Genomic DNA, 24,343 nt, shown 5'->3' with positions numbered 1-24,343 from the left:
GCGCTGTTAGCCGTCGATTCGGCATGCCGCGGCAAGCGTATACCGGCTTCGTACCGACAGCTCGGACAACCGTCGATGAATGTTTGGAAACAGCCCGTCACGAACTCAGACATGCCTAACAAACGGTTAACCGTCCTCATCGCTGAGCCGGTTAGTAGAGACGAAACCCGCTAGCCGCCCTGAGGTCCCTTCATGGCCCCCCACTGGTTCAACCCTCCGGTCCCGGTCAAGACCGAGCGTCCCAGGATCATCCGCAACGTCAACAACGCCGAGGCAGCCGGCGAGGAGCTGATGAAGTGGACCAAGCGTGGCCCTTGCTGGGATCTCGCGGTGCGCGTTTGCATGGCCGTGATTTTCGACGAGATGGAACCTGAGGAGGCCCGCAAGGCATTCTTGGCTGCTGCAAAAGAGGAGGGAACGTTACTCCCCCCAATGACAACTAGCTAAATTGGATTGCGGTATGAGGTTCTATGTGTCTCTGACCAACACCGCCTTCGCGAAAGGAGCCCGCCGCCGGTGAGGGAGAGGCGACGGCCCCCCCCACAGCGGCTGCACATCTACGAAGAATCGACCGCTGCGAGCTCTAAACCCGCGAGGGCCTACATCGTTCCCTCATCCGCGCCTACGCGAGTTGCGGCTGACTGGGAAGGGACGCCCCGAACATGACAAAGAGAAACAAAGAAAGATTGTCAGTCCGTCTCCAAAGCAGTTCGGAAACTGGTCCGTTCCGAAGACAATCGTCGTCACATGCACAGGCCCTTAAAGCTGGTAGTCCGACCAGAACTGCCGCCAACCTTACAGTCGTTATTTGCGGCGAGTGATCGAGCCAAACAGGGAACGACGGAAGAAGGCCCTTACCGGGCTGGCTGAGCGTCAAAGCGAAAGAGTACAGAGCCTCGTCATTCCGGAGGCGAAATTGCAGGTCCGAATCGGATTGAGAAAACGGACGTTCGGCCATCCTATCTGCGCCGACCGTCGCGCCACCCCGCTGGCGAGACGCCCGAGCCTCTTGAAACCCCGACTGAGGCCGCATTGGCAAATCCGGGAATAATCCGGGGAGGAGTCCTATGACGATTGCGCGGTGGAAGTGATCACCTCGGTGCAGCGCCGGCGGCGCTGGTCGCGGGCGGAGAAGGAGCGGCTGGTTGCAGCGACGTTCGCGCCCGGCGTCACGGTATCGGAGGATTCGCAGTATCGTGTGCCGGCTAGTCAACCGATTTGCGACATCTCCCAAATTTCTCGTGAAATGTTGGGGACAACCGTACTGGCCGCATTTGCGACGGAATGGGTGTCCACTATAAGCCTTGGTGGGGGGTCAACCGCGAAAATGTTGCGAGAACGAGGACCCCATCAATGGCTGCGATTGCTCTCCCTGGCGATTGGACCGAACAGTACAAGGGATCGAAGCTGAACCTCTCGGGGTTCAAGCTCTCCTTTTCTGACGAGTTCAACACGCTTGATGTCGTGCCGAACAACGGCACCGGCAAGTGGTTCGCGCCAGTACACGCCCCCTATGGGGCCGCCACGTTCATGTCGCCGGTGGGGGCAACGAATCCGTTCTCTGTCTCCGACGGGAAGCTGACCATTACCATGAAGCAGGTGGACGGCGTCTGGCAGTCGGGAACGATGCAAACGGTCAACAGCGCCGGCCAGGGTTTCGCGCAAGAGTACGGGTATTTCGAGATGCGCGCCGCCTTTCACGGCGGGGCGGGAGCCTGGCCGGCTTTCTGGATGCTGTCGCCCGATCAGACTGTGCCACGCGTCGAGGTCGACATCGTTGAAGCGTATGGGGGCGATCCCGATGGTCATCACCAGGCGGTGCACTTGAGCAATAAGGAAAGCCAGGCTTCGAAAGGCAACTATACGGGCCTCGCCGGTTCGATGTTTGACGGGGCGTTTCACACCTACGGCGCGAGGATCACGACGGACTGGATCACCGTGTACTATGACGGCACGGAGCTGAGCCGCTTTCCAATGAGCGAGTTCTTCCGCACGCCGCTCTATATGGTGGCCTCGCTTGCCATGAATCCCCTTGAGGTCGAGCGGGCGTCCGGCACCTACGATCTGGTCATCGACTACGTGCGCGCCTATGCCGCGCCGGACGTGATGGAGCAGCACCTGACCGGGAAGGATGCGGCGGATATCCTGAACGGCGGCAGCTTTGATGACGTTCTGGATGGGGGAGCTGGTGCTGACAAAATGTCCGGCGGTTTCGGCAACGATACCTACCGCGTCGACAACGCATTCGACGTAGTCATTGAGGCCGCTGGCGGCGGTCACGACAGGGTGTGGACCTCTGTGAGCTATGCGCTTTCGGCCGGCTCGGAGATTGAACTTCTTGCCACCACCAACGCGTCCGCCACCACGGCAATCAACCTCACCGGCAATGCGTTCGCCCAAACCATCCAGGGCAATGCCGGCGCCAACGTGATCAACGGCGGCGGCGGCGCCGACACGATGACCGGCTATGGCGGCAACGATACCTACTATGTCGACAATGCCGGCGACAGAGTTTACGAGGCGGTGGGCGGCGGCACCGACAAAGTGCTCGCCTCGGTAAGCCATGCCCTCTTGGCCGGCTCGCAGATCGAGCTTCTCGCCACCACCAACGCGTCCGGCACGACGGCCATTAATCTTACAGGCAACGAGTTCGCCCAGAGCATCCAGGGCAATGCCGGTGCCAACATCATCAACGGCGGCGGTGGCGCCGACACGATGACCGGCTATGGCGGCAACGACACCTACTATGTCGACAATGCCGGCGACAGGGTTTACGAGGCGGTGGGCGGCGGCAACGACAAAGTGCTCGCCTCGGTAAGCCATGCCCTGTTGGCCGGCTCGCAGATCGAGCTTCTCGCCACCAGCAACCCGTCCGGCACGACGGCCATCAATCTTACCGGCAATGCGTTCGCCCAAACCATCCAGGGCAATGCCGGCGCCAACGTCATCAACGGCGGCGGCGCCGCCGATACGATGACCGGCTATGGCGGCAACGACACCTACTATGTCGACAATGCCGGTGACAAGGTAAACGAGGCTTCGGGCGGCGGTCACGACAGGGTGTGGACCTCTGTGAGCTACGCGCTCTCGGCCGGCTCGGAAATTGAACTTCTTGCCACCACCAACGCGTCCGCCACCACGGCAATCAACCTCACCGGCAATGCGTTCGCCCAAACCATCCAGGGCAATGCCGGCGCCAACGTGATCAACGGCGGCGGCGGCGCCGATACGCTGACCGGCTTTGGCGGCAACGACACTTTCGTCTTCAATAACACCCTTGGCAGCGGCAATGTCGACAGGATTACCGACTTCAACTCCTCGCAGGACAAAATCCACCTCGACGATGGCATTTTCAAAGGGCTTCCGGTTGGAGCGCTTTCCCCGGCTGCTTTCTATGCCGGGACGGCAGCACACGACAGTTCCGATCATATCATCTACAATAGTGCAACCGGGGCGCTCTCTTTCGACAGCGACGGGATCGGCGGCACAGCTCAAACACAGTTCGCCACGCTTTTCCCCCCATCTCTCTCGGCAGCCTCCTTCTACGTGACCTAAAGAACCGACGGGGAAGCGTCGAGGGCTCGCGAGATGCGCAGGAGGCCGGAAGGTTCCCGCGCGCCGAGAGGGAGAATTGCCACCACAGGCCCTCAATGCGTGCAACGCGGCCCTCGCTCTCGATCACCTTTCGAAGCTTCTGGTTGATGGTCCTCATCTCGGCAGCGTTTGTCGCTTCGCCATATCCTGCGCACGTCAATGCGAGGAGATCGGTCGGAAGCTTCGAACCGCTCGCATGCAGTATGAAAGTTCGGCGCAAGCCGAGGACGCTGCTGAAAAGACCGGCTTCGAAGACGACATTGTCGCGCGGAGAAGCCTGGCCGGAACCAGCGGGAGGGGAAGCGGGCAGGCTGGCCGTCGTCCAGTCGTCGCTGGCGAACACGAACGTCGCGAAGTCCACCTCACGCGTAAGCTCGAGGAGACGGTCAGCGTGCTCCTTCCCGGATTGAAGGATGTCGTCCAGGGATCGACAGGCGCGACGTCTTCGAGGCCGCGCGTCAGCGCCTGCACCAGCTTCATCTGCGCTCCCGACGAGCCAAGGAAAATGCGGGGCTTGTTGATCTATTCCCTCACTACAGCAGGTCGTACCACCGCCGTCCGCGCTGCCACGGTGTCTCAACCACGCTGAATGCGCAAGACACGCACGGAAACGATCCCCGCCCGCCGCCGAATCTATAGGATACTTGTGGAGAGCAGCCACCGAGAGAACTGCACTTGCGTGCGCGTTTAGCGTTAGGCTGTCGCGACCTGAAATGACCTGCCGAGGTGGAAGGAGCCCCGCTAGTTGGCGACGGCTCGCAAGGGCTAGTCCCGATTTGAACCGCTGAGGACCTTGCCAGCTATGCGGCCACCGATCTTCGTCGAGGGCGCATTCATCGCCGCCTCTGGCGGCTCCATCTCCATCGCCGTGGCGATCGGCATCTCGGTCTGGCGGGCGCGCGAGGCGAAGAACGTCGAGACATACGAATCGGCGCGCTGGGCGAAACCGAATGAGGTCAAGTCCGCCGGTCTGCTCGGCCCTGACGGCGTGGTACTCGGCATGTTCGATCGCGACTATCTCCGTCACGACGGGCCGGAACATATCCTGTGCTTCGCGCCGACGAGAAGCGGCAAAGGCGTCGGCCTCGCCGTGCCATCGCTTCTCACCTGGTCGGGCTCGGCCATCGTGCACGATATCAAGGGTGAGAACTGGCAGCTCACCGCAGGCTTTCGCGCCGCGGCCAGGCACGGGCGGGTGCTGCTGTTCGATCCCACGAACAGGAAGTCCTCCGCCTACAACCCGCTTCTCGAAGTGCGCCGCGGTGAGTGGGAGACGCGTGACGTCCAGAATGTCGTCGACGTGCTGGTCGATCCCGAAGGCTCGCTCGAAAGCGCAATCACTGGGAGAAGATCAGTCACTCGCTGCTCATCGGGGCGATCCTGCACGTACTCTACGCCGAGCCCGACAAGATGCTGGCCGGCGTCGCGGGAATCGTGTCAGACCCAAAGCGGCCGATCGAGACCACTGTGGCAGCGATGATGACGACGCCGCATCTCGGAGAGATCGACCCGCATCCCGTCGTAGCCTCAACAGCGCGCGAGCTCTTGAACAAATCCGACAACGAGCGGTCTGGCATTCTCTCCACCGCGATATCGCTCACGCCGTGCTGCTGCTGGACCGAGCCGGATGGCATACCACCGGCAATCTCGTCTGGCCAAAGAACATTGCGCCGATCCTGCTGCCATCGCGCTCTCCGGAGCTCAATCGGGTCGAGCAGGTCTGGCATTATCTGCGCCGCGTAGCGCCCTGCCCTCGCCTAGGCCTGCAAAGCCATCATCGTAGATTCGACGGCATCGTGAAAAGACATGCACACGGCGGGATTACGCCGTGTACGAACATGGCCCTGCTCCGGAAAGCAGACACGCGCGATGCGATTGCGAGCAGACGGGCTCGCGAAAGGTCGCAATCAACCGTGAGGCTGGTGGACATTCATCTCGACCAATCTTGATCACGCAGGATTAAACCCTGCGTACCCTTCTGGCGGCCCCACTTGGAACTACATGCCGGAAAACGGTAGCCATGAAGAAGGGGAATATGCGGCGCGGCGATCAGGACGCGAGGTCTCTCCCAGATTGTCGCGTTATAGGAACGCTTTCGTCGTAAAGCTGAGCAAGAGGACCATCAAACCTGCTGCCTGATAGTTATCGGCTCTTTGCCGGCGCAGGTTCAAATCAGGGACACGCAAGCACCGATACCGACATTCACTGATCGTAGTGATCTGAAAAACTGAGCCGCATCTTGTTACCGGTAGTCTTAAGGCCCCGCTCGCCTCATCACGACGCTGGAAGCAGACGACGCACGCCCAAGACTGGCTCGCGCGCAGATGGTCGCCAGCCACGTCTCGCCGAACGGCCCCATGCTCACGGCCATTGGCCGCGTCGAAACCTCGTGATCGAGCGGCAGAAGCGGCAGCACCAGTTCGCCGAAGCGATAGGCTTCCTCCAGATGCGGATAGTCGGGCAGGATGAAGGTTTCGATCTCAATGCGCGGTATTCGTCGATCCGCTCCGCCATTGTCGCCGCGTCGTCGACCAGGGCGGTGCCGGCGCCATCGCGCTAGGCCGACGGCCGGCCCAAAGGGTTCGGGCTGATTTCGAGTTTGTCGCGACGGTCCCAGTGCAGCCGGCCCATGCGCGACTGGCCGGCGGAATCCATTCGCGAAAACCTTCTGCGCCTTTGAAAGACTACGATGACTCGGAAACCCTCCGCTCTCAATTAGCCCCAATTCTGTCTCATTGGCGCTGACGCCGGTGAGAAGGCGCATATGTCCGGTGCGGCGACTTACGACGCCGACGAGAAGGACTTTACCGAGGGATGCGAGGACGACCGGCACCACTTCCGGTTTCATTGTCTCCCCGGAGCATGCCACGGAGATGCTCGAGCACGTGGCATTTGCATCATAGAACGATCAAAGGCGATCTCGCCAAGAGCAACAGACTCTAACGCGGCGCGATTGAGGATCGTCAGCGAGCCGTGGTCGTATCGGGTCATATACCGCCGTTCCCATTCTCTCAGGCAACGATTCACTTTCGCTCGAGAAGCCGGGACCATTGCCGCGAGGTCGGTCTGCGAAATGTGGATACTCAGAGCTCTATCCACGGTAGCCGTGCTGTGCGGCCTCTTTGTCAATCGCAAGAGCGTGCTCGCCAATCGAGTGGATAGGGCACTGGCCGCACTGTGGATCACTCGCTCCTGCGCGTCGTGGGTTGCTTCGCACAAGTACGGGATCACCTTTAATGCGAGATCGGGGTGTTTGTCGAAGACCCTAACCATGAAAGCTACTTCGATTTGCAGCAAGTCGCTGTCCGCAACTGACTCAGCATTCATGTTACTTCTTCGCGTGATGAACAATCTAGTCAGGTCGAAAGTGTCACCGGGACCAAGATCTGCAAAGATGAATTCTCGTCCGTCCGAGAGGGGAGCACTAAGCCGAATTTTTCCTTGAATTATGTAGTAAATATAAATTGGCACGTCGCCAAGGCGCGTTAAGATTTTATTCTTCGGAACCTTTCGCAGAATGGCCACTTTTGCCAGTTCACTAAGGATATCCTGGTCAAATTGCTGAAATAACCGTATTTTATCGAGCTGTTTGACTCGAACCTCAGCGCCGCACTCTGCCATGGCTCCTGCCCCCCTGATAGGGTAAAGCGCCCCGGTCCCCTAAAGCGTTGCCTTGACTACCCCTTAGAACGAGTCCGATTTCGGGCCGTTCTCGCGCAAGAGCGCTCAGACAGAAGTGTTACCATATTAGGAATATTAGGATAGCATAAAATAGTCACTTCTATGTGCCCGGGGTAACAGCGACCCTGTCTCTGAGAGAGTTTAAATCAAATGTGATCGACTGAAAGCCGTTGGGATAACCCCCTTCTATGGGACGGCGTGTGCCATGCCCCAAAAAGGAGAAGGGATACAACAGGATTCGGGGGCTTGTCTCCATGCGGCATGCACCAACCCAGGCGTCGCGTGCGTTCTTGAAGCGGAGCGTAGAACCGCTACGGCTTCCTGTGGGAGCAGTTTGCGTGTTTCTTGCAACTGCTGATTTCCTCCTCGGAGAGACGATACTTCTTGCGTCAAATGACGTCTATCATAGGTACGTCGGCGTGAGCCGGCCAGATATTTGGGAGACGATTTATCTAAGTCTTACCGCCGGCCTATTGCTTGTCGCATTCATGGGGGCCAGAGGCGCCTACACGATCAGTGGCATCCTGGACGATCACCGCGTGATCAAAACACTCTTCACCGGGTGGTTATTCGTTTTCTTTTCAATTCTCTGGCTCGCCTTTCTCACGAAGACGACGTCGACGTTCTCCCGCGGTTCCTTGACGCTGGCGTTTGCGGTCGGATTCCCAACCCTGCTGCCTAGCCACGCAGTTCTAGCGCGTGTGCTGAAACGGCTTCTGGCCGCCGAGAAGCTCGTCCTGCGCACAGTTTATCTGTTTTACGCTGGCGTTCCTGGAATGGAAAAGGGGATAATCGGCAAGCTCGGGCAACAGGGCATCGCGGTTTGCGGTGTTTCGAACATCGAGAACCATGATGGCACGATCGCAGCACGATCGGTGCAAGCCGCCGTCGCAGCTGCGCAGGCTGCGTTCCGTAGTGACCCGTATGGGGCAGTTTATCTCTTTTGCTCTTGGGATCAGCGGAAGTTGATCGCAGGCATCCTGGACGAAATGTCCCGCCTCCCGCTGCCGATCTATCTTTTCGCCGATGCCTACATAGACAAGATTCTGGCCGGATGCCCATTGCACACCGGCTGGCAGCGAGCCTTCGAAGTCCAGCGCGCGCCTTTGAGGCCTGCCGAACGCCTGCTGAAGCGGTTATTCGACATTGCCTTTGCATCACTGCTACTGCTGTTCCTGTTTCCGTTGATGGCCGTAGTCGCGTGTGCCATCGCGCTCGAGAGCGGTCGCCCAGTGCTGTTCCGGCAGACGCGGCGGGGTTTTTGTGGTAAGCCATTCAATATTTACAAGTTCCGATCAATGACCGTGCAGGAGAACGGTGCGGAAATTCGCCAGGCTCAGCGTAATGATGCGCGGGTTACCCGACTTGGCCGAATATTGCGCCAGTCAAATATCGACGAGCTGCCGCAGTTATTCAATGTGCTTCGGGGGGAGATGTCCCTCGTGGGGCCACGACCCCACGCCGTCGCTCATGACGATACGTATAGTGCGGTTATTGCGAGCTATGCTTATCGCCATCGTGTAAAACCCGGTTTGACAGGCTGGGCTCAGATCAATGGCTTTCGAGGGGAAACGAAGGAGCTGTGGAGGATGGAAAAACGCGTAGAGCATGACCTCTGGTACATACAGTCCTGGAGCGTGCAGCTCGATCTTAAGATAATTTGGACAACCGCTGTACTGGTGCTTTCGGATCGTAATGTCTATTGATGTATAGCAGCTTCGCAGAGACCGTTTTGAAAATCGGCTGACTATGGGTTCCGTCTGAGGCTGGGTTATGATTCAAGCTTTAGATGCGGACAGAGCAGAGTCGTGGCCGGATAGCCCAGATCGCCAAGAAGACCAAGCGTCGTAGCCCTTGTTTCAGCTTGCGGAGCTTTGACCGACTGGCTGTCGATCACGCCAGCCCTGGCCTCGCGCCCGGCTCGCTCGCGATCCAGCATCAGCGCCACATCGTGGGTGGTCTAGTCTATAGTCTAGAGCAGAAACCGCCGCGCCAGCTCGCGAAACCAGCCGTAGACCGTCTGCCAGGGCCCGAAATGGATCGGCAGCATTCGCCAACCGCAACCGGAGCGGACCAGGTAGCGCACGCATTGATCACCTCGCGAAAATCACTCGCGCGGACGGCCGCGACGCCCAGGCTTGGGTATCAGCGGCGCGAACTCCTCCCACTCCTCGTCCATCAAATCAGACGGGTAGCGCGCCGGCAAGAAGATTGTCGGCCGCAAGCGACACATTGCCGTCGATACGGATGGGCGCCTGTTGATGGTCAATCTCACCACCGCCGATATCTCCGACAGTGCCGGTGCTCAGGCGATCCTGGATGGTATCCGCAAGCGTTGGCCCTGGGTGAAGCATCTATTCGCCGACGGCGCCTATGACAGGCTGAAGCTCATGGACAAAGCCGCCTATCTCGACTTCGTGGTCGAGATCATTCGTCGATCCGACGACCAGAAGGGCTTCCAGATCCTGCCCCGCCGCTGGGTCGTCGAGCGGACCTTCGGCTGGATGACAAGATGGCGCCGCCTCGTGCGCGACTACGAGCAGCGCATCGATGTCTCGCAAGCCATGATCCTTGTCGCAATGGGCGGCAATCTCATCCACCGAAACGCTCATCCCTGAATTTCAAAACGGACTCTTAACTCTGTGTCCATGGAACCGGTAGCAGGCCATAGAGCGGCCTCTCACATTAACTGCGCATTCTAGACGCCGCTGGGAGGGGCAGTCACGGTGAATGGATGGGGCACACCTCGCTCCAGACAACCAAAGGCTACGCCCACACGCCGAAGCACGTTCAGGACAGTCTGACCGTCTCTGAGGACGCGGAACAGGTCGATGCCGCGCTGCACTTGGCATGACGCGCGAGACCGACCGCACCGGCACGGCGGTCTTGTAGCATCGCCGGGAAGACTTGACAGGTCCTACCGAGCGCTCGCACCTTTGGGCATTGGAATACCTGTCCTGTCTGACTGGCTGCGGGACAGCTGCTTGAGAGAGCGGGTGAGCGGTGCCTCTACCCACAAATGCAGGCCAACGCTGAAGAGACAGACAGCGGCAAATGCGGCGAACAAATAAACAGTGGCTGAGAAAATGGAACCAGCTGGAAGCACTTTTGCCGAAAGAAAGTAGACGGCGTGCAGAATCAGCGGATGGATTAGGTAGGTCGCGTAGCTCGCAGACCCCAGCAGGAGAGCGCCTCGATGCGACGCCCGATGGTTTGAACGCTCAAGTATCAACGCTCCGGCGACGATGACCGTCGCTGGTAGGCCAAGCCGCATGAGCCTGATTTCCCCGGTGCGCGTAACCTCGACGCCCAAGTACCAGTCCTGGGCAATCAGCACAGCAATGGCTAGCCCAATCGCGAGGACACTCAGTGTTGCTCCGTGGGGCAGGTCGAGTGCCTGTGACTTCAGATATAAGAGCCCCAGCAAACAGCCGAGCCCGAACTCAAGTAGGATGGCATTCGTATAGTACTTGATCGCAAAAGGTTGTGGCTTGAATACTACGCCCATGAACCAAAACGACAGAAAGACCACCGACAAAATGGTAGTTGCCCGACTAATTCGCCCCGAAAGCAGGAAAAGGCCGAAGAAGAAATAGAAAAAGGCCTCGTAGATCAGCGTCCATGCCGGACTGAGTATGGGCTCCGAAACGCCGTCGAGTCGTATATTTGGCAGTAAGAACAGGGATGTCAGCAGGTCCGAGCCGTCCCAATTGTGCAGTCCCGACGGACTGAAGCCGACAGAGTGGACGGCTATCATCGCGACAGTGATGATCCAGTATAGCGGCAATATCCGGATGAGTCGGTCACGCCAGAACGCGGCGGGGCCACAGTGGCTTCTGTCGCTCGCATAAACCATGATGAAGCCAGATATGACGAAGAATATATCGACACCGGCAGCCCCCAGATGTGAATGATAGGGAAGCGGGTGCAGGCGCTTGATGAACGGCTGGGCATGGTACAAAACCACCGCATAGGCGGCGACAGCCCGGAGCACCTGGAGGTTGTTCAGCATCAGCCTGGCTCTCGCGCTCGCGACAATCAGCCAGTCTGACCGGAGGCGATTTCGGAGGCAATTACCTCTTTCGATGCCTCGCATGCGACGTCATACCTCGTATTGGGGAGACGGCGCTGCGCCCAGACTCGCCCTGTCTCTCAATCGGCCCGCAATTATTCCACGCCGAAATACACAAGGCCTCGCATTGGACTGGGCACGGTATTCGAATGGGACATTTGCCGCCGAGCAAGGCAACGCCAAGGCGGCTCACCGCGGCATTTGGCAGGGCCGGTTCGATCAACCTTGGGATTGGCGTGCGGCGAACGCCGACAGGTCGAGACGGTCAGCGAGCGATCCACCGGGTTCGGGCTTCGCAGAGACCGTTTTGAAAATCGGCTGACTATGGGTTCCATCTGAGCTTGGTTGTGATTCAAGCTTTAGATGCGATCAGAGCAGAGTCGTGGCCGGATAGCCCGATCGCCAAGAAGACCAAGCGCTACCCGTCTGATTTGATGGACGAGGAGTGGGAGCAGTTCGCGCCGCTGATGCCCAAGCCTGGGCGTCGCGGCCGTCCGCGCGAGGTTGATTTTCGCGAGGTGATCAATGCGTGCGCTACCTGGTCCGCTCCGGTTGCGGTTGGCGAATGCTGCCGATCCATTTCGGGCCCTGGCAGACGGTCTACGGCTGGTTTCGCGAGCTGGCGCGGCGGTTTCTGCTCTAGACTATAGACTAGACCACCCATGATGTGGCGCTGAAGCTGGATCGCGAGCGAGCCGGGCGCGAGGCCAGGGCTGGCGTGATCGACAGCCAGTCGGTCAAAGCTCCGCAAGCTGAAACAAGGGCTACGACGCCGGCAAGAAGATTGTCGGCCGCAAGCGACACATTGCCGTCGGATGGGCGCCTGTTGATGGTCAATCTCACCACCGCCGATATCTCCGACAGTGCCGGTGCTCAGGCGATCCTGGATGGTATCCGCAAGCGTTGGCCCTGGGTGAAGCATCTATTCGCCGGCGGCGCCTATGACAGGCTGAAGCTCATGGACAAAGCCGCCTATCTCGACTTCGTGGTCGAGATCATTCGTCGATCCGACGACCAGAAGGGCTTCCAGATCCTGCCCCGCCGCCGGGTCGTCGAGCGGACCTTCGGCTGGATGACAAGATGGCGCCGCCTCGTGCGCGACTACGAGCAGCGCATCGATGTCTCGCAAGCCATGATCCTTGCCGCAATGGGCGGCAATCTCATCCGCCGAAACGCTCATCCCTGAATTTCAAAACGGACTCTCAGAAGCGGCATGGACAGGCGATCCATCGTCCGGGATTGAACTGATAGTTTTGATTTTGATGCTCGAGCGATCCCGCGCCAGTGAGTATATAGAGCCCCAAAATTCGGGTCGTGCCGGTTCAGTCGCCGGATCTTTATGAGCGCATGATTTCTTCTGGCGCGGGAAGTGGATCAGGAAAACCTGCTGACGGCGCGGCCGCCTTCAATAAGAAAAACTGTGCAGCCTATAAGCTTCGGCTCGACGACATCCGGTTCTCGATTTCCTTTAAGATGTTGGTTGCGCGTGCGATGCGGCTATACTTGGCCAGAAAGTCCGCCTCCCCTGTAGGCCAATCTGATCCCGAAACACCTCGTTTTCATGCAGCCGCTGATGGGCCTTGACCCAGTCAGACGGATTGTCCGGCGACACCAGAACGCTGTTGACGCTATCCCTCAAGACTTCACGGATAGCCGGCAGGTCGGAGGATACTATGGGTTTGCCGTGCGCCATATATTCGAAGAGCTTGAGCAGCGACATTCCCTCAGCCTCGACCGCCACCCTGGCCTTGTACATTTCTGAGATACGGCGCGAGTACAACGTCCATTTCAGCCAAGTAGGCACATGTCGCGGTGGGGACGTAGCCATGGAACACTGTGTTCGGGCATTGGGCCAGCTTCGATGTCCAATACGCTAAATCGCTGGGTGTTCCCCCGACGATATGAAATGTCGCCCAGCCGCATCGAGGCGCAATAGCGCTTATGATCTCATCCCGACATAACCGATCTTAAACGTGGCAGGCAGGCTGCATGTCTCCACGTTCGGTGGAACCGGGTCCGCGCCATTGGGCGCGATGAAAAATTTTCCGGCATGTTGAGGAAAAAGACAGATGCTGTCGTCCGGCAGACGTTGCGACGTGGGTGACCAGCATACTGAATGCCTCCAACCCTATCAGTTTGGCAAGGCGCCGACGCTGACGGCTGCTCAAACCGCCAATCGGATGGTGAAGCTCAAAATCGTGAACCGGAAAATTCCGGCGGAAACAAGCGCTACAGTAGCCGAACTCGGTGTTCAATCCGCTTCCTCGCGCCTCTATGAATACACGGGATCATTATGAAAAGATCGCGCGCGAATTCGCTAGCAGGACCTCCGCACCGGCAACGCGAAATGCATGAGACATCTTTGCGACATGTGCCGCATTGGCGGCCGGCGCTGGGCGTATGCAGAATGTATATACAGAAGCCGCATCCACAAAGCCTATCTTTCAAGCTTCTGTGCCGCAAGCAATCAAAGGGTGCCAAGACCATAATCGGCAATCCGCGAACAAGTGCTCGCAGTAACGGCGATCAATCGGCAACAGACTGTAGACCCATTCCTGAGGTGCCGGCCCCGCACGCGAAGCTCTAGCTTAAGCTTAGCCGTTCAGGTCGAGCCACCGCGCCGCCGTTCCGGTTGCCTCAGCAAAGTCGAGCGCCCTTTTTCGCGAGCTTACGGCAGGGCCCGCGACAGCTCACGTCGCCCTTCACCGGATAGGTCCTCTGACCACAGCGGTCATCAAAGCCCCAGCCAGCCAGCAATGATGTTGCGCTGTATCTCCGAAGTTCCGGAATAGAGCTTGCTGCCAATGGCATCGCGCACGGCACGTTCGACATCGAATTCGCTCAAGAAGCCGTAGCCGCCGAAGACCTGGACGACATCGAGCGTAGTGCGGACTAGCGATTCGCTCACAAAGAGCTTCGAAACGGCGGCATCGAGGGATACGGACTCGGAGCGCTCAAGGCCCCACGCCGCCTTGTAGGCGAGGAGTCGGGCCGCCTCCACCTGCATCTTCATGTCGGCAATTTTATGGGCGACCGCCTGGTGCTTGGAGATGGCTCGGCCGGACTGATGTCTGGTGCGCGCATAGGCCACTGCCTTTTCCAGAAGCCGCTCCATCGTACCTACATGGCCGGCGAATAGGCACGCCCGCTCCCAGTCCATGCTATGGGCGAATAGCCTCGAGCCGCCGCCCACTCCGCCGAGAACGGCGTCTTTCGAAACGAGCACATTCTCGAAGACAAGCTCCCCGATCGGAGACGTCCGCAGCCCCATTTTTTCGAACTTCTGCGCGACCCGATAGCCCGGCAGCGTGCAGTCCATCAGGAAGCTCGTGATCCCGCCGAAATGACCCCGTGCGAAGTCAGTGATAGCAAAGACGACGGCTACATCCGCCACCGGCCCGTTGCTCACGAAGGTCTTCGTCCCATTGACTATAAAGCCGTCGCCATGGGGCTCCGCCCTGGTTTTCATCGCAAATGCATCGGAGCCCGACTCCGGTTCGCTCATCGCATTGGCTGCGATCAAAGTGCCATCACAGAGCCCCGGAAGATATCGATTCTTCTGCTCTTCAGTGCCGAACTTCCAAATCGGCACAACGCCGGCCAAAAGGTGGGCGCAGATCGAGAACACCAAGCCGGAATCCTCGCAGCCGTAGCCGAGCGCGTCGATTGCAATGGCCGTGGACAGGGAATCGAGACCGGATCCGCCGTAGGCTTCGGGGACTGGCAGGCCGGTCAGGCCCATTTGCGCGCAGGCCTGCCACAACTCGCGCTGGAATATTTGTTCTCGGTCGCGCTGCCTGAGATCCTTGTTGAGCTTACCTTGCGCGAAGCGAAGGATCTCCCCGCGCAGGATACGCTGCTCCTCGTTCAGCGCGAAATCCATCACTCCATCCTTATTAGATGCTGGTAGTCGATCTTATCCGTCGATGTCTTCGGAAGTAATGGCTGATGCGAGAACCAGTCCGGGGCCATGTAGGCCGGCAAATTGTGAGCGCAGAACCGCTTCAGGTCGATGAGTGACAGCGCAGCACCGTTGCGCGAGGCATAGAACACTTTAATCGAAACGCCCGACTCCTCCGAGCGAGCGATCGCCGCCACCTCGGAGATCGCTGGATGGCGATAGAGTGCCGTCTCGATCTCGCCAAGTTCGATCCGATATCCCCGCCTCTTGACCATCCGGTCGCGTCGACCGCGGAAGATGTAGACGCCATTATCGCCTTCGACCACGATATCGCCGGTCCGGTACCAGCGGCCGGTTGAATCGACGTGAAAAGCGCCGCTTGTTCGCTCAGGCAGGTTCCAATAGCCCAGCATCACGGGCGCGCCGCTGATTGCGAGCTCGCCTTCCTGGCCTCGCGGCACGTCGCGGCCCTTCGCATCAATCACGCGTGCCTTAACATGCGAGCAAGAGCGCCCGATCGGAAATGGTGCTGTGCGGTCTTCGACGATCGTCTGCGGGATTTCGTAATAGGTACAGACGTTGGTTTCGGTTGGGCCATAAAGATTCAGGTAGCGGGGGCGCGGAATCAGAGCCTTCAGCCTGCGCAGATGCTTGACCGGAAAAACCTCGCCGGCAAATAGAATGAACCGAAGAGCGTAGTCGTCGCGAGCATTAAGGCCGCCGTGCTCGACTAGAAGCGTCAGTACGGAGGGCGTGGAATACCAGACGGTCAACCGCTGCTCCGCGATAACCGAGGCCATTCGGGCCGGGTTCTTGCCGAGCTCTTCACCGATCAGGAATACGGTCGCGCCGTGCTTCAGCGGTACGTAGATGTCGAGGAGGGACAGGTCGAAGTGGAAGGGCGCATGAGAGGAGAAGCGGTCAGTCTCGTCAGGGGCGAGGATCTCGGAGCACCAGTCCACGAAGCTCGAGCCATTACGATGCGTCAGCATCACACCTTTCGGCTGGCCGGTCGAGCCCGAAGTGTAGAGCACGTAAGCCAGGTTCTCCGGCCCCGGCCGCGCCGATTCGTCCTCCACCGCCAAACCGCCCTCGGCTTCCATGCGAGCCAGGTACGTCGAGAGCGGCGAGGAACTGTCGGACCCGTCGAGCGGCAAGAGCCGAGGTTCCGCATCTAAGCGCGCTAACTCGCAGCGCAAAGCTTCGGCTCGGAACGCCTCCACGAAAATCGCGCGCACGCCGCAGTCGGTGAATATGAACGCATTACGCGCAGGCGGCGCCAGAGAGTCGACAGGCACATAGGCCGCGCCGACCTTCAAGATACCGAATAAAACAGCGAGCGAAGCGATCGACTTTGGAAGGCAAATGCCGACGCGATCCCCCGGACGGACGCCTATCCGACGGAGATAGGCGCGCACTCGGCTCGACAGCGTGTCGAGTTCGCCGTAAGTGATCTGCCGCCCGGAACTCGCCTCGACGGCTGCGCACGCACCGCTATGCCGCATCGCGCTCTGTTCCAGATATTCGTGTAAGGTAGCGACCGTCATGACGGGCTCTATGTAAACGCCTGCTTCGATTGGACGAAATGGGCAATATGGGCGATGGAGTTCAGGTTCTCTGGCACGAGTTCGTCGGGGGCGATTTCGATACCGCAGGACTTTTCTAGGTAGGCAACGAGCCTAAGCGTCGCCAGCGAGTCGAGAATGCCGCCATCTATCAGCTCCGTTGAATCCGTCAGATTCTCCGGCCTTTCACCGGGCAGGAACTCCTTCAATATGAAGTCCTTTGCCATTGTCCTAATCTGGATCGCATCCATTTTTCCTCCTTTTGTGGAGCAACCGCAAGGTTCAGGGGAATTAGATCCCGGCGTTGCTGCAGCACCTCGTAAAGCTTGTCGGCGATAAGCCGATGGCCAGCGGCGTTTGGGTGATCATCCCAAGGCGCTACTTGAAGGGTCCGCCAGTCGTACCCGTCATACACGCCGGAAAGATCGAGAACGTTGAATCCGGCCTCGGCAGCGAGGCGCCTCTCCAGGTCAGGATTGGTCCTCTCGTCTAGTCTGGGAAGATAGATCCAAAAGACCCCCACACCTTCACGCTTCGCAGTTTCCACGATTCGAGAATAGATCGCACGCAAAAGTGTCTCTCCGTAGGGCGTGAGCTTTCGTCTAATCACCTCACGATCGGCCCTGTGATCTATCGCGCCCTGGCGTATAATGTCGCGCACGAAGTCGTAGCGATATGCGGAGCCATTCTGGATTGCTTTCACGAGCTGCTTTAGCATTCGCGGATTAAGCGCGCTGTGCTCAAAGTAAAAGATGTACTGTGGTTTGAATGCAAGCACCCGATCCTCGATGATGGCCAGCATGTCCAGACTAGCATAACCCCCAACGGCAAAGTTCAGCACCTCGTAGTGTTGATACCCGCTGTCGGCCGCCTGCTCATTCAACCGCCGCTCCAACAGGCCCTCGAAATTCTCGTCATCCGCGACACCCTCGCCGAAGACGTGCGAAGAGCCGACGACTGCAATTCGTAGGGTGCCGGGAGGAGCGAGCTTTTCGTAATCCTGATCTCGCATGCCCCAGCGGTTGATGTGGACCCGGGTTCCCTTAAAGTCTGCTTGGGAGAGTGGACGCAGATAGGTCGTGGGAAGCGCACCTGTGAACTCACTCAGCGGCGTTTTGTCTAAATTCTCCCATCCGTCAAGTCGTCGTTGGCCATAGACAATCCACAGTTCTGGGTTAAATGCGCCGACATTGACGAGGTTCTCGTAGTAGCCGCGCTCCAGGTTCGCCCTGTCGCGAGTGTTGAGGTTCGGCATTCTAATGTCGGCCATTGCGGTACTGACTGTCTCGCCCAGGCCACCGCGAACCCCCAGGAGCGAGGTGCAAACCGCGATAAACCCGCAGACACCGACCGACGCAACCGACCGCCAGAAACTGTACTGGCGGTCGGCGGCGCCACGCGCGAGCGCAAGGGCAGGAATGCCAATTATAGCTACCACCGTGACCAGCACGAGGACGGGCGTCATTTTGCCGGGACCTTCGACGCCCACGGTGTCGAAGACCGAGAACCATAGCGGGACCGAGCTCGCGCTCCAAAACGACCAAAGGAGCGAGATAACGACGAACACGCCGATGGTCCGGCCCGCAGTTTGCAGCGAACCGTTCCAGCTGAGTGCCCCGCCACGCAGGCGCCGCGTGCGACCGTGCCGCATTTCATAGAGGGCGTTGATTGTCACGAGCACGGCCAGGATCATCCAGAAGAGGAAGTCGTTCCAGGTGAATACCCAGGTGCCACGCAACCAAAACCACTGATAATTGTGCAGCAGCCAAGTCGCGAGGAACGCCAGGAGTGTCGCGCTGACGAGCGCCACGCTCTCTCCCCAGCGTCGAAAACGAAAATAAACGGGATAGTATACAATTTTCATTATAAAGTCTTTCCAATATATATTTATTCGACGCCAGAAGTCTGTAAAGCTCGAGGAGAGGAAATAGAGATTGTGGGTTTCTGGAAGATTGAATCCAAATAAATGAAGAATCCCGCTGATTACGTGAAATGTTCCTGAAATCTTCATATAAAGCAAAAACGGCCAGATCATGAACTGCACAAGTTCAACCTGATTCTGTACATCCGCTGCATCGATCACAAATCGCTGATATACGATGCGGTAGCATATCAAATGGATAGCGCCGCGAAACAGCAACTGAATACCCGTTTGATAGATATAGTGCTGGTCAGCATTGTAGTAGCTGCTACGGAAAGTCCTAAAATCTACGACTGGAAAGAGCGGGAAGCATACATTCGGCAACATAAAGAAATACGCGAGCCGTTCCGACAGCGTCGACATTCTCTGTTCTCGCCGCATTTCGTATACATAGACGATTAGACGGAACATGAACATGGAAGCGAGCACGGGCCAGATTGCGTGCGTCCATGGGGTAGCTATCCAATCGATCCGTGCGGCGGCGAGCCCGCAGCCGGCGCCAACCAGCACCAGCACTCTCCATCCAAAAGCGATCGGCAGGCGAGCAATTTCGATCAATACGAGCCCAATGACGACGATCCAGGCAGCATCGATGAGGCCTTCAAATCTCCAATGATGATGGTTGGGCCCAAAGTTACCAAAGACTGCGGCGATACCCGCGAACGAGAGCAGCACGAAAAACTGCAGCCGGTAACGCTGTGGCAGGAAGTAGTGCACGCACCAGCCGGCGAGAGCGACGAGCAGGACGCGGACAAGCGCAGTAGTCTCAAGCCTGAGGAGATAGACGAGTGTGATGAAGAGGGCCAACTGGCCGGCTATGGCTAACCAAGCCAGAATGCTCCTCGGGTCAGACTCCGTAGGACCCGCCGACCAGGGAAGGATCAATGTCTTCATATCAAAGCCACGAATCTCTTGATCGATGCCGGCGCACATCGACAATAAGCAACTTGGGGCACGCGAAAGTTCCCCGAGCTGCAGGCCAAGCGACCTCTGCCATTGGCTCCTGTCCCCTGGAAAAGGTAAGCGCACCGCTTCCTTAAAGCGTTGCCTTGACTACTTCTTTTTCTTTCAACGAATCCGATTTCGCGCAAACGCGTTAAGCAGAGACATTAGCATAGAAGTATACCGCAAAATAAGCAGTCCGCTGTGCCCGGGGTAACAGCGATATGTCTCTGAGACGTTTAAATTAATCAGGCTCAATCTGAGCGACTGGGATAACCCCCCTCCTTATGGAACTGCACGTGCCATGACCCAACAAGGAGAAGGGCAGAGAACAGGATTCGGGGGTCTTGAGGATGCGGCATGCCACCCATCGATGCACGGCTGGGCATGGAACGTACCCATCCCATGGATTCAGCGCGATCGGTGCGGCCATATGAAAGCACGGGATCCGGAAAACAAGATCGACATGGGGCATCGACTGCGGATCGTTCATGTCATTACCCGTCTCATCAATGGCGGTGCTGATGAGAATACTGTCCATTCCTGCAATTGGGCCGCGCAAAGAGGACATGATGTTGTCCTGCTTCACGGCGAGACGGTCCACCCGGAAATCATAGCTAGAGTGGACCCGCGGGTGAAACTCATTGGTGTCCCTAGCTTGACCCGGTCCATTTCGCCCGTTTGCGACGTGAGGGCATTGTTGTCGCTTACCCGACGCTTCCGCTCGTTGAATGCCGACATCGTGCATACGCACACCAGCAAAGCAGGCATTCTCGGGCGTTTCGCGGCATGGGCGGCGGGCGTTCCAGGGATCGTTCATGGCGTGCATATCGTGCCTTTTGTCAATGTCGGTGTCGTCGAGCGGTTTGCCTATCTCGTCTTGGAAAAGCTGGCAGCACCACTCACCAGTGCGTTCATCAGTGTGAGCGAGGGCATCCGTGATTTGTGCTTAAGCGCAGGAGTGGGACGTCCGGACAAACATTATGTGATCCATTCCGGATTCGATCTCGATCGTTTTCGCAACGCCGGTCCGCCCGATGATTGGCGCGATTTGTTGCGCTTGGCACCGGGCGCGCCGCGGCCGCCTGTGCTCTTGATGATCGCTGCATTCGAGCCACGGAAGCGACACACGGAATTTCTGGACGTTTTCAGGAAAGTCGAAACCCGCTTACCCGACGCGATGCTTGTGCTTGCGGGCGACGGACCGCTTCACTCGGTCGTCGAATCGCGGGCCAAATGGCTAGGGCTGGCGCGCCAAGTGGTCTTTACCGGCTATCGGGACGACCCGGAGCGGCTGATCGCGCTCGCGGATCTCTGCCTGCTCTGTTCCATGCGTGAGGGACTCCCCCGCGTGGTCATGCAATATCTCGCCGGCGGCAAGCCTTGCGTCGCTTGCGATCTGCCAGGTCTTCGCGAAGTGCTCCGCCCTGGTATCAACGGTGTGATTGCACCCGCGCACGATTTGGCAGCCATGGCCGACGCCATTGCAGCCCTCCTTGAGGATCGTGAAAGACTGGCTGGCCTCGCCCAAGGTGCCGCGGCGACTGATCTTTCGAACTGGGACGCCAGGCTGATGGGCAAGCGGATCGATGCCATTTACCGCAAAGTTCTCCACCAGCATTGGGCAAGCAAGGGAGTGTCAGCAAGGCGTCCTGTCCGAAATGTTGCGCTTCCGCGATGAACGGCTGTGACCTGTGCGTTTTACAGTGATCGATAGGTTATCAGATTGGATAGCGGTGCACGCTCTTTTTTGCACGTGGGACCGGTTGTAATCTTGGTGGCCGCCATCGACCCGAGGGACGCTATCCGGCGGATTGATATGATTGTAACAGAAATTGCCTCTGCGCATCCGATGAAGTTCCCGCGAGCCGAAGCTCGTATTCTGCTCGTGCTCCCAACTTATTTTCCTGAGTCATGTGGCGGCGCTGAACAACAGACGCGGCGATTTGCCCGGGTGCTGGTTGAAAGGGGCGTTTCCGTAACTATTATAGCACCCAGGTTGTCGCACTCGACGCCAAAACGCTCCGCCATCGACGGGGTGCCCATCCAGCGCCTTCGCTTGCGCGCGGCGCCGAACTTAGGCGGGCGGCATATGCTGTCGTTCCTGTCGTGGTGTGTGCAGGTTGTGGTCTGGATGCTGCGCCGTCGCGACGAATTCGATGTCGTATATATCATCCATGCCCGACTTCACGCCGTTCCGGCTGCCTTGGCGGGAGCCCTCCTGCACAAACCGGTTCTCGCAAAATTGGGCCGGGGCGGACGGTGTTTCGATCTCGATGTGGTGCGCGAAAAGAGGATCATCGGTCGCTTGGCGTCCGCCCTGATTAAACGTCATGTCACGGCGTTCATCGCCAATAGCCGCCAAATCGCTGGTGATCTGAAGAGACATGGCATCGACGCGGATCGCATTCATTTGATTCCGAATGGGATCGATCTGCCCCGCAAGGCGCGCTGGGAGCCGAGCGCCAATGGCAGCAGGCGCTTTATCTGCCTTGGCCGTCTCGAACCGGAAAAATGCCTCGAGCACATGATCGATGCGTTCGCGGCACTTCCCGCCGAGGCAAAGGCGCAACTCACTATCCTGGGCGACGGCCAGTGCCGCGTCCCTCTCGAGGAACAGGCGGCCCGGTTGGCCCTTTCAGGCAACGTCACATTCGCCGGGGCGGTCGAAGATGTGTTTCCCTTTCTGTGGGAGGCTGATTTCTATCTTTCCACCTCGGCGTCGGAAGGCATGTCAAACGCCCTGCTCGAGGCCATGAGCTACGGCGTGGTCCCAATCATCACCGATGTCAGCGGTGCGTCCGACATTGTGGAGCATGAGCGCAGCGGCTTTCTGGCCCGCTCACATGCCGAGTTTTCCGGGCTTCTTCGTCGCGCGCTCGGCCTATCGGAAGCCGAGCGCTATGAGATGGCGCAGCACGCAGTACAGACAATCGCCGCGCGGTTCAGCATGGAGAGCGTCGCCCTGCAGCAAATGGAGCTATACTCCACTCTTATGCAGCAGCATGTGACGTCTGGGACCAACATGCTCGGTACAAAGAGGAGATTCGTCCGGTAGAGTGCTGCTTTTGCCAAGCGAGGATCTGATGCACAGACGCTCATATTTGGCCAGTGGACGAAAAGCAGGAAGGGCGGTTTACTCCGTCTTCGAACGCTGCCGTCGCTAAGGTTTGTTTTTCGCCGGTTGGCTCGTTACTCTATGTGATCGGGACTAATATGAGACCTCGTATTCTTCTTATAACGCGCCTTCATACGCAAAATGCGGGCAACGAGGGACTCTCTACAGAGTTCATACGGTACGCAATATCCCGTTTTCCTGCTGCGGATGTTCGAGCTATTGATCGTTACCCACGCTTTTTCGAACAATTTGATCTGAGGGGCATCGGTGGAGGGTCGATCAAGGAGTTTGACGCACTAGCTCACGCGCTGACATTGCGCTTTCGCAGGGAGGACGCGCCTTTGCCAGCGAAAGCTGAGTTAAATTTGGTCAAGCTTGACGAGACTGGAAAGGAGCTTCGTGGTCCCTTCCGAAGAGTAACGCGTAAGCTGGCGTTGCGCAGAAAATTGGCCGGCATGGGACTAATCGAGAGATCAGTACCTGTAACCGCTGTAACAGCTTGTTGTACTTCTGATTTAGTCGTTTGGAATCCCGCAGGGGAAATTTGTCCAACCGGCGATCCTCATCAAGTGATGCGGTTGCTTCTGTTGCTTCGAATCGCTCAGTTAAGCGGAAAGAAGACTGTCGCAATCAACCACAGCCTCGAGATCGGGAACAATGCTCTCGGTGCCTTGATTGCTCACGTATACAAGAACCTGTGCTATTTGAGCGTGCGCGACGCAAAATCGGTTGAAGTTGCGATAGATCTTGGCGTGCGCAATTCGATTATTCATGAGGCACCGGATATGGTATTTCTGGCCTCACAGACATCGGTGCCGGAGGCTGCGAGCGCCATACCCCGCGGGGCGATCGGGCTTGCCGTTAATGGCTTGGGGGCTATGCAGGGCGTGGATGAATGGGCGCGTCTGGCAGAAGGTCTGAATAAGACCGGGCGTCCCATCGTTCTTGTGTCGAACGCAATCCATCGCGATTTGGCTTTCGCCAGACGCTTGAGTCGAATGATCGATAAATCCACGGTTATCAACCACCAGCCTCGATATCAGCAGCTTCGGTCCATATACCGAAAATGCGATGCCGTCATCAGCAGCCGCCTGCATGCTTCGATTTTGGCGCTTTGCGAGGGTGTCCCGGTCGTTAGCATCGAACCGTCGGTCTTCAAACTATCAGCGATCTTTCGCCAATTGGATTATCCGCTCGAAACTGAAAGATTGCAGCAGGCTGGTTGGTCGGATCGGGTCCTTGCTAAGCTAGCACGGTGTCTATCGGAGGAGCGATCTTCGATTTCATCGGCTGGTGCAAACGCAATTTCCCAACAGCTGAGAAGGATAGAAGTGGCGTACGCACCGTTGTTTGCGCTTGCATAGGTTGGGCGCGTGTCCACTGTTGTCGGGCATCTATGCATGTGATCGGCGAAAAGCGCGATCCCCATGGCGCCGATTTGTTCTTGTTTCGTGGGCGCGCAGGGCAATTATCGACATTCTGCATATGGTTTTCGCTTTGCGACGGTTGCCTATCGCTGGCATCCGTTGTTTGGGAGCACGTTGCAGGT

General features: G+C 58.1%; 18 protein-coding genes and 4 pseudogenes. 12 read left to right on the top strand and 10 right to left on the bottom strand.

All coding sequences use genetic code 11. The features are described from left to right. Positions 1-192: 192 nt before the first annotated feature. Positions 193-447, top strand: a complete 255-nt coding sequence (locus NKH90_RS10990) for a DUF982 domain-containing protein (RefSeq protein WP_352819348.1) — start codon at positions 193-195, stop codon at positions 445-447. Positions 448-1,353: 906 nt separating this feature from the next. Next, on the top strand, positions 1,354-3,555 hold the full coding sequence (locus tag NKH90_RS10980) for a family 16 glycosylhydrolase (RefSeq protein ID WP_352819346.1): 2,202 nt from the start codon (positions 1,354-1,356) through the stop codon (positions 3,553-3,555). Between the two features lie 250 nt (positions 3,556-3,805). Here NKH90_RS10980 and NKH90_RS10975 read toward each other — a convergent pair. Beyond that, positions 3,806-3,955, bottom strand: a pseudogene (locus NKH90_RS10975) (TIR domain-containing protein); the annotation flags it as partial. A gap of 438 nt (positions 3,956-4,393) precedes the next feature. Here NKH90_RS10975 and NKH90_RS10970 point away from each other — a divergent pair. Further along, positions 4,394-5,190 (top strand): annotated as a pseudogene (locus NKH90_RS10970) (type IV secretory system conjugative DNA transfer family protein); the annotation flags it as partial. Next, the gene (locus NKH90_RS34830; RefSeq protein ID WP_502898821.1) at positions 5,148-5,543 is read left to right on the top strand and encodes a transposase; all 396 of its coding nucleotides are present in this window, start codon (positions 5,148-5,150) and stop codon (positions 5,541-5,543) included. The pseudogene NKH90_RS10970 and the gene NKH90_RS34830, both read left to right, overlap by 43 nt. 389 nt (positions 5,544-5,932) lie before the next feature. On the opposite strand, the pseudogene NKH90_RS34825 reads toward NKH90_RS34830, so the two are convergent. Both NKH90_RS34825 and NKH90_RS10955 read right to left on the bottom strand, forming a co-directional pair. Next, a pseudogene (locus NKH90_RS34825) lies at positions 5,933-6,258 on the bottom strand (alkanesulfonate monooxygenase); the annotation flags it as partial. A gap of 180 nt (positions 6,259-6,438) precedes the next feature. Further along, complete coding sequence (locus NKH90_RS10955) at positions 6,439-7,215, bottom strand: Crp/Fnr family transcriptional regulator (protein ID WP_352819345.1); 777 nt, start codon at positions 7,213-7,215, stop codon at positions 6,439-6,441. A gap of 398 nt (positions 7,216-7,613) precedes the next feature. On the opposite strand from NKH90_RS10955, the gene NKH90_RS10950 reads away from it, so the two are divergent. Continuing rightward, the gene (locus tag NKH90_RS10950) at positions 7,614-8,981 is read left to right on the top strand and encodes an exopolysaccharide biosynthesis polyprenyl glycosylphosphotransferase (protein WP_352771929.1); all 1,368 of its coding nucleotides are present in this window, start codon (positions 7,614-7,616) and stop codon (positions 8,979-8,981) included. A gap of 266 nt (positions 8,982-9,247) precedes the next feature. On the opposite strand, the gene NKH90_RS34820 is transcribed toward NKH90_RS10950, so the two are convergent. Next, positions 9,248-9,361 (bottom strand): transposase, encoded by a 114-nt coding sequence (locus NKH90_RS34820; protein WP_352771933.1) that lies wholly within the window; start codon positions 9,359-9,361, stop codon positions 9,248-9,250. 103 nt (positions 9,362-9,464) lie between these two features. On the opposite strand from NKH90_RS34820, the pseudogene NKH90_RS10940 reads away from it, so the two are divergent. Beyond that, positions 9,465-9,893 (top strand): annotated as a pseudogene (locus NKH90_RS10940) (IS5 family transposase); the annotation flags it as partial. Positions 9,894-10,192: 299 nt separating this feature from the next. Here the strand turns inward: NKH90_RS10940 and NKH90_RS10935 are convergent. Continuing rightward, on the bottom strand, positions 10,193-11,287 hold the full coding sequence (locus NKH90_RS10935; protein WP_352771931.1) for an acyltransferase family protein: 1,095 nt from the start codon (positions 11,285-11,287) through the stop codon (positions 10,193-10,195). A gap of 589 nt (positions 11,288-11,876) precedes the next feature. On the opposite strand from NKH90_RS10935, the gene NKH90_RS10930 reads away from it, so the two are divergent. Together NKH90_RS10930 and NKH90_RS10925 are read left to right on the top strand one after the other, a co-directional pair. Further along, positions 11,877-11,990, top strand: a complete 114-nt coding sequence (locus tag NKH90_RS10930) for a transposase (RefSeq protein WP_352771933.1) — start codon at positions 11,877-11,879, stop codon at positions 11,988-11,990. A 24-nt stretch (positions 11,991-12,014) separates the two neighbouring features. Continuing rightward, positions 12,015-12,533 carry a transposase gene (locus tag NKH90_RS10925; protein ID WP_352819344.1) on the top strand — a complete coding sequence of 173 codons (519 nt, stop codon included), beginning with the start codon at positions 12,015-12,017 and terminating at the stop codon, positions 12,531-12,533. Positions 12,534-12,815: 282 nt separating this feature from the next. Here the strand turns inward: NKH90_RS10925 and NKH90_RS10920 are convergent, their stop codons facing one another. Further along, positions 12,816-13,103: a glycosyltransferase gene (locus tag NKH90_RS10920; protein WP_502898820.1), complete on the bottom strand. Its 288-nt coding sequence runs from the start codon at positions 13,101-13,103 to the stop codon at positions 12,816-12,818. Between the two features lie 313 nt (positions 13,104-13,416). Between NKH90_RS10920 and NKH90_RS10915 the strand changes: the two genes are divergently transcribed. Further along, positions 13,417-13,644 (top strand): hypothetical protein, encoded by a 228-nt coding sequence (locus NKH90_RS10915; RefSeq protein WP_352771939.1) that lies wholly within the window; start codon positions 13,417-13,419, stop codon positions 13,642-13,644. A 437-nt stretch (positions 13,645-14,081) separates the two neighbouring features. Here NKH90_RS10915 and NKH90_RS10910 read toward each other — a convergent pair whose 3' ends face one another. Genes NKH90_RS10910 through NKH90_RS10895 form a run of 4 tightly spaced genes read right to left on the bottom strand, consistent with a single transcriptional unit; the run spans position 14,082 to position 19,667 of the window. After that, the gene (locus NKH90_RS10910) at positions 14,082-15,230 is read right to left on the bottom strand and encodes an acyl-CoA dehydrogenase family protein (protein ID WP_352771941.1); all 1,149 of its coding nucleotides are present in this window, start codon (positions 15,228-15,230) and stop codon (positions 14,082-14,084) included. Beyond that, a complete protein-coding gene (locus tag NKH90_RS10905) occupies positions 15,230-16,795 on the bottom strand; it encodes an amino acid adenylation domain-containing protein (protein ID WP_352771943.1) in 1,566 nt (521 codons plus the stop codon). The genes NKH90_RS10910 and NKH90_RS10905 overlap by 1 nt, the downstream gene beginning before the upstream one ends. Before the next feature lie 8 nt (positions 16,796-16,803). Next, positions 16,804-17,064 (bottom strand): acyl carrier protein, encoded by a 261-nt coding sequence (locus tag NKH90_RS10900; protein WP_352771945.1) that lies wholly within the window; start codon positions 17,062-17,064, stop codon positions 16,804-16,806. Next, positions 17,019-19,667: an SGNH/GDSL hydrolase family protein gene (locus NKH90_RS10895; RefSeq protein WP_352771946.1), complete on the bottom strand. Its 2,649-nt coding sequence runs from the start codon at positions 19,665-19,667 to the stop codon at positions 17,019-17,021. The genes NKH90_RS10900 and NKH90_RS10895 overlap by 46 nt, the downstream gene beginning before the upstream one ends. Before the next feature lie 442 nt (positions 19,668-20,109). Between NKH90_RS10895 and NKH90_RS10890 the strand changes: the two genes are divergently transcribed. The 3 genes from NKH90_RS10890 (at position 20,110) to NKH90_RS10880 (ending at position 24,158) form a co-directional block, all read left to right on the top strand. After that, on the top strand, positions 20,110-21,357 hold the full coding sequence (locus NKH90_RS10890; RefSeq protein ID WP_352819341.1) for a glycosyltransferase: 1,248 nt from the start codon (positions 20,110-20,112) through the stop codon (positions 21,355-21,357). Between the two features lie 96 nt (positions 21,358-21,453). Further along, on the top strand, positions 21,454-22,734 hold the full coding sequence (locus tag NKH90_RS10885) for a glycosyltransferase (protein WP_352771950.1): 1,281 nt from the start codon (positions 21,454-21,456) through the stop codon (positions 22,732-22,734). A 53-nt stretch (positions 22,735-22,787) separates the two neighbouring features. After that, complete coding sequence (locus tag NKH90_RS10880) at positions 22,788-24,158, top strand: polysaccharide pyruvyl transferase family protein (RefSeq protein WP_352819339.1); 1,371 nt, start codon at positions 22,788-22,790, stop codon at positions 24,156-24,158. The last annotated feature ends 185 nt before the right edge of the window (positions 24,159-24,343 follow it).

It is taken from the genome of Mesorhizobium sp. M0898, assembly GCF_040319695.1.
GTDB lineage: Bacteria > Pseudomonadota > Alphaproteobacteria > Rhizobiales > Rhizobiaceae > Mesorhizobium.
The sequence above is the reverse complement of the archived record's forward strand: the minus strand, read 5'-3'. Positions and strand labels throughout refer to the sequence as shown.

Excerpts from the sequence above, each read along its gene's own strand:
- NKH90_RS10990 (WP_352819348.1), top strand. The coding sequence starts at position 193 with ATGGCCCCCCACTGGTTCAACCCTCCGGTCCCGGTCAAGACCGAGCGT.
- NKH90_RS10910 (WP_352771941.1), bottom strand. The coding sequence starts at position 15,230 with ATGGATTTCGCGCTGAACGAGGAGCAGCGTATCCTGCGCGGGGAGATC.
- NKH90_RS10895 (WP_352771946.1), bottom strand. The coding sequence starts at position 19,667 with ATGTGCGCCGGCATCGATCAAGAGATTCGTGGCTTTGATATGAAGACA.
- NKH90_RS10935 (WP_352771931.1), bottom strand. The coding sequence starts at position 11,287 with ATGCTGAACAACCTCCAGGTGCTCCGGGCTGTCGCCGCCTATGCGGTG.
- NKH90_RS10890 (WP_352819341.1), top strand. The coding sequence starts at position 20,110 with ATGAAAGCACGGGATCCGGAAAACAAGATCGACATGGGGCATCGACTG.
- NKH90_RS10980 (WP_352819346.1), top strand. The coding sequence starts at position 1,354 with ATGGCTGCGATTGCTCTCCCTGGCGATTGGACCGAACAGTACAAGGGA.
- NKH90_RS10915 (WP_352771939.1), top strand. The coding sequence starts at position 13,417 with ATGCTGTCGTCCGGCAGACGTTGCGACGTGGGTGACCAGCATACTGAA.
- NKH90_RS10900 (WP_352771945.1), bottom strand. The coding sequence starts at position 17,064 with ATGGATGCGATCCAGATTAGGACAATGGCAAAGGACTTCATATTGAAG.
- NKH90_RS10955 (WP_352819345.1), bottom strand. The coding sequence starts at position 7,215 with ATGGCAGAGTGCGGCGCTGAGGTTCGAGTCAAACAGCTCGATAAAATA.
- NKH90_RS10905 (WP_352771943.1), bottom strand. The coding sequence starts at position 16,795 with ATGACGGTCGCTACCTTACACGAATATCTGGAACAGAGCGCGATGCGG.
- NKH90_RS10920 (WP_502898820.1), bottom strand. The coding sequence starts at position 13,103 with ATGTACAAGGCCAGGGTGGCGGTCGAGGCTGAGGGAATGTCGCTGCTC.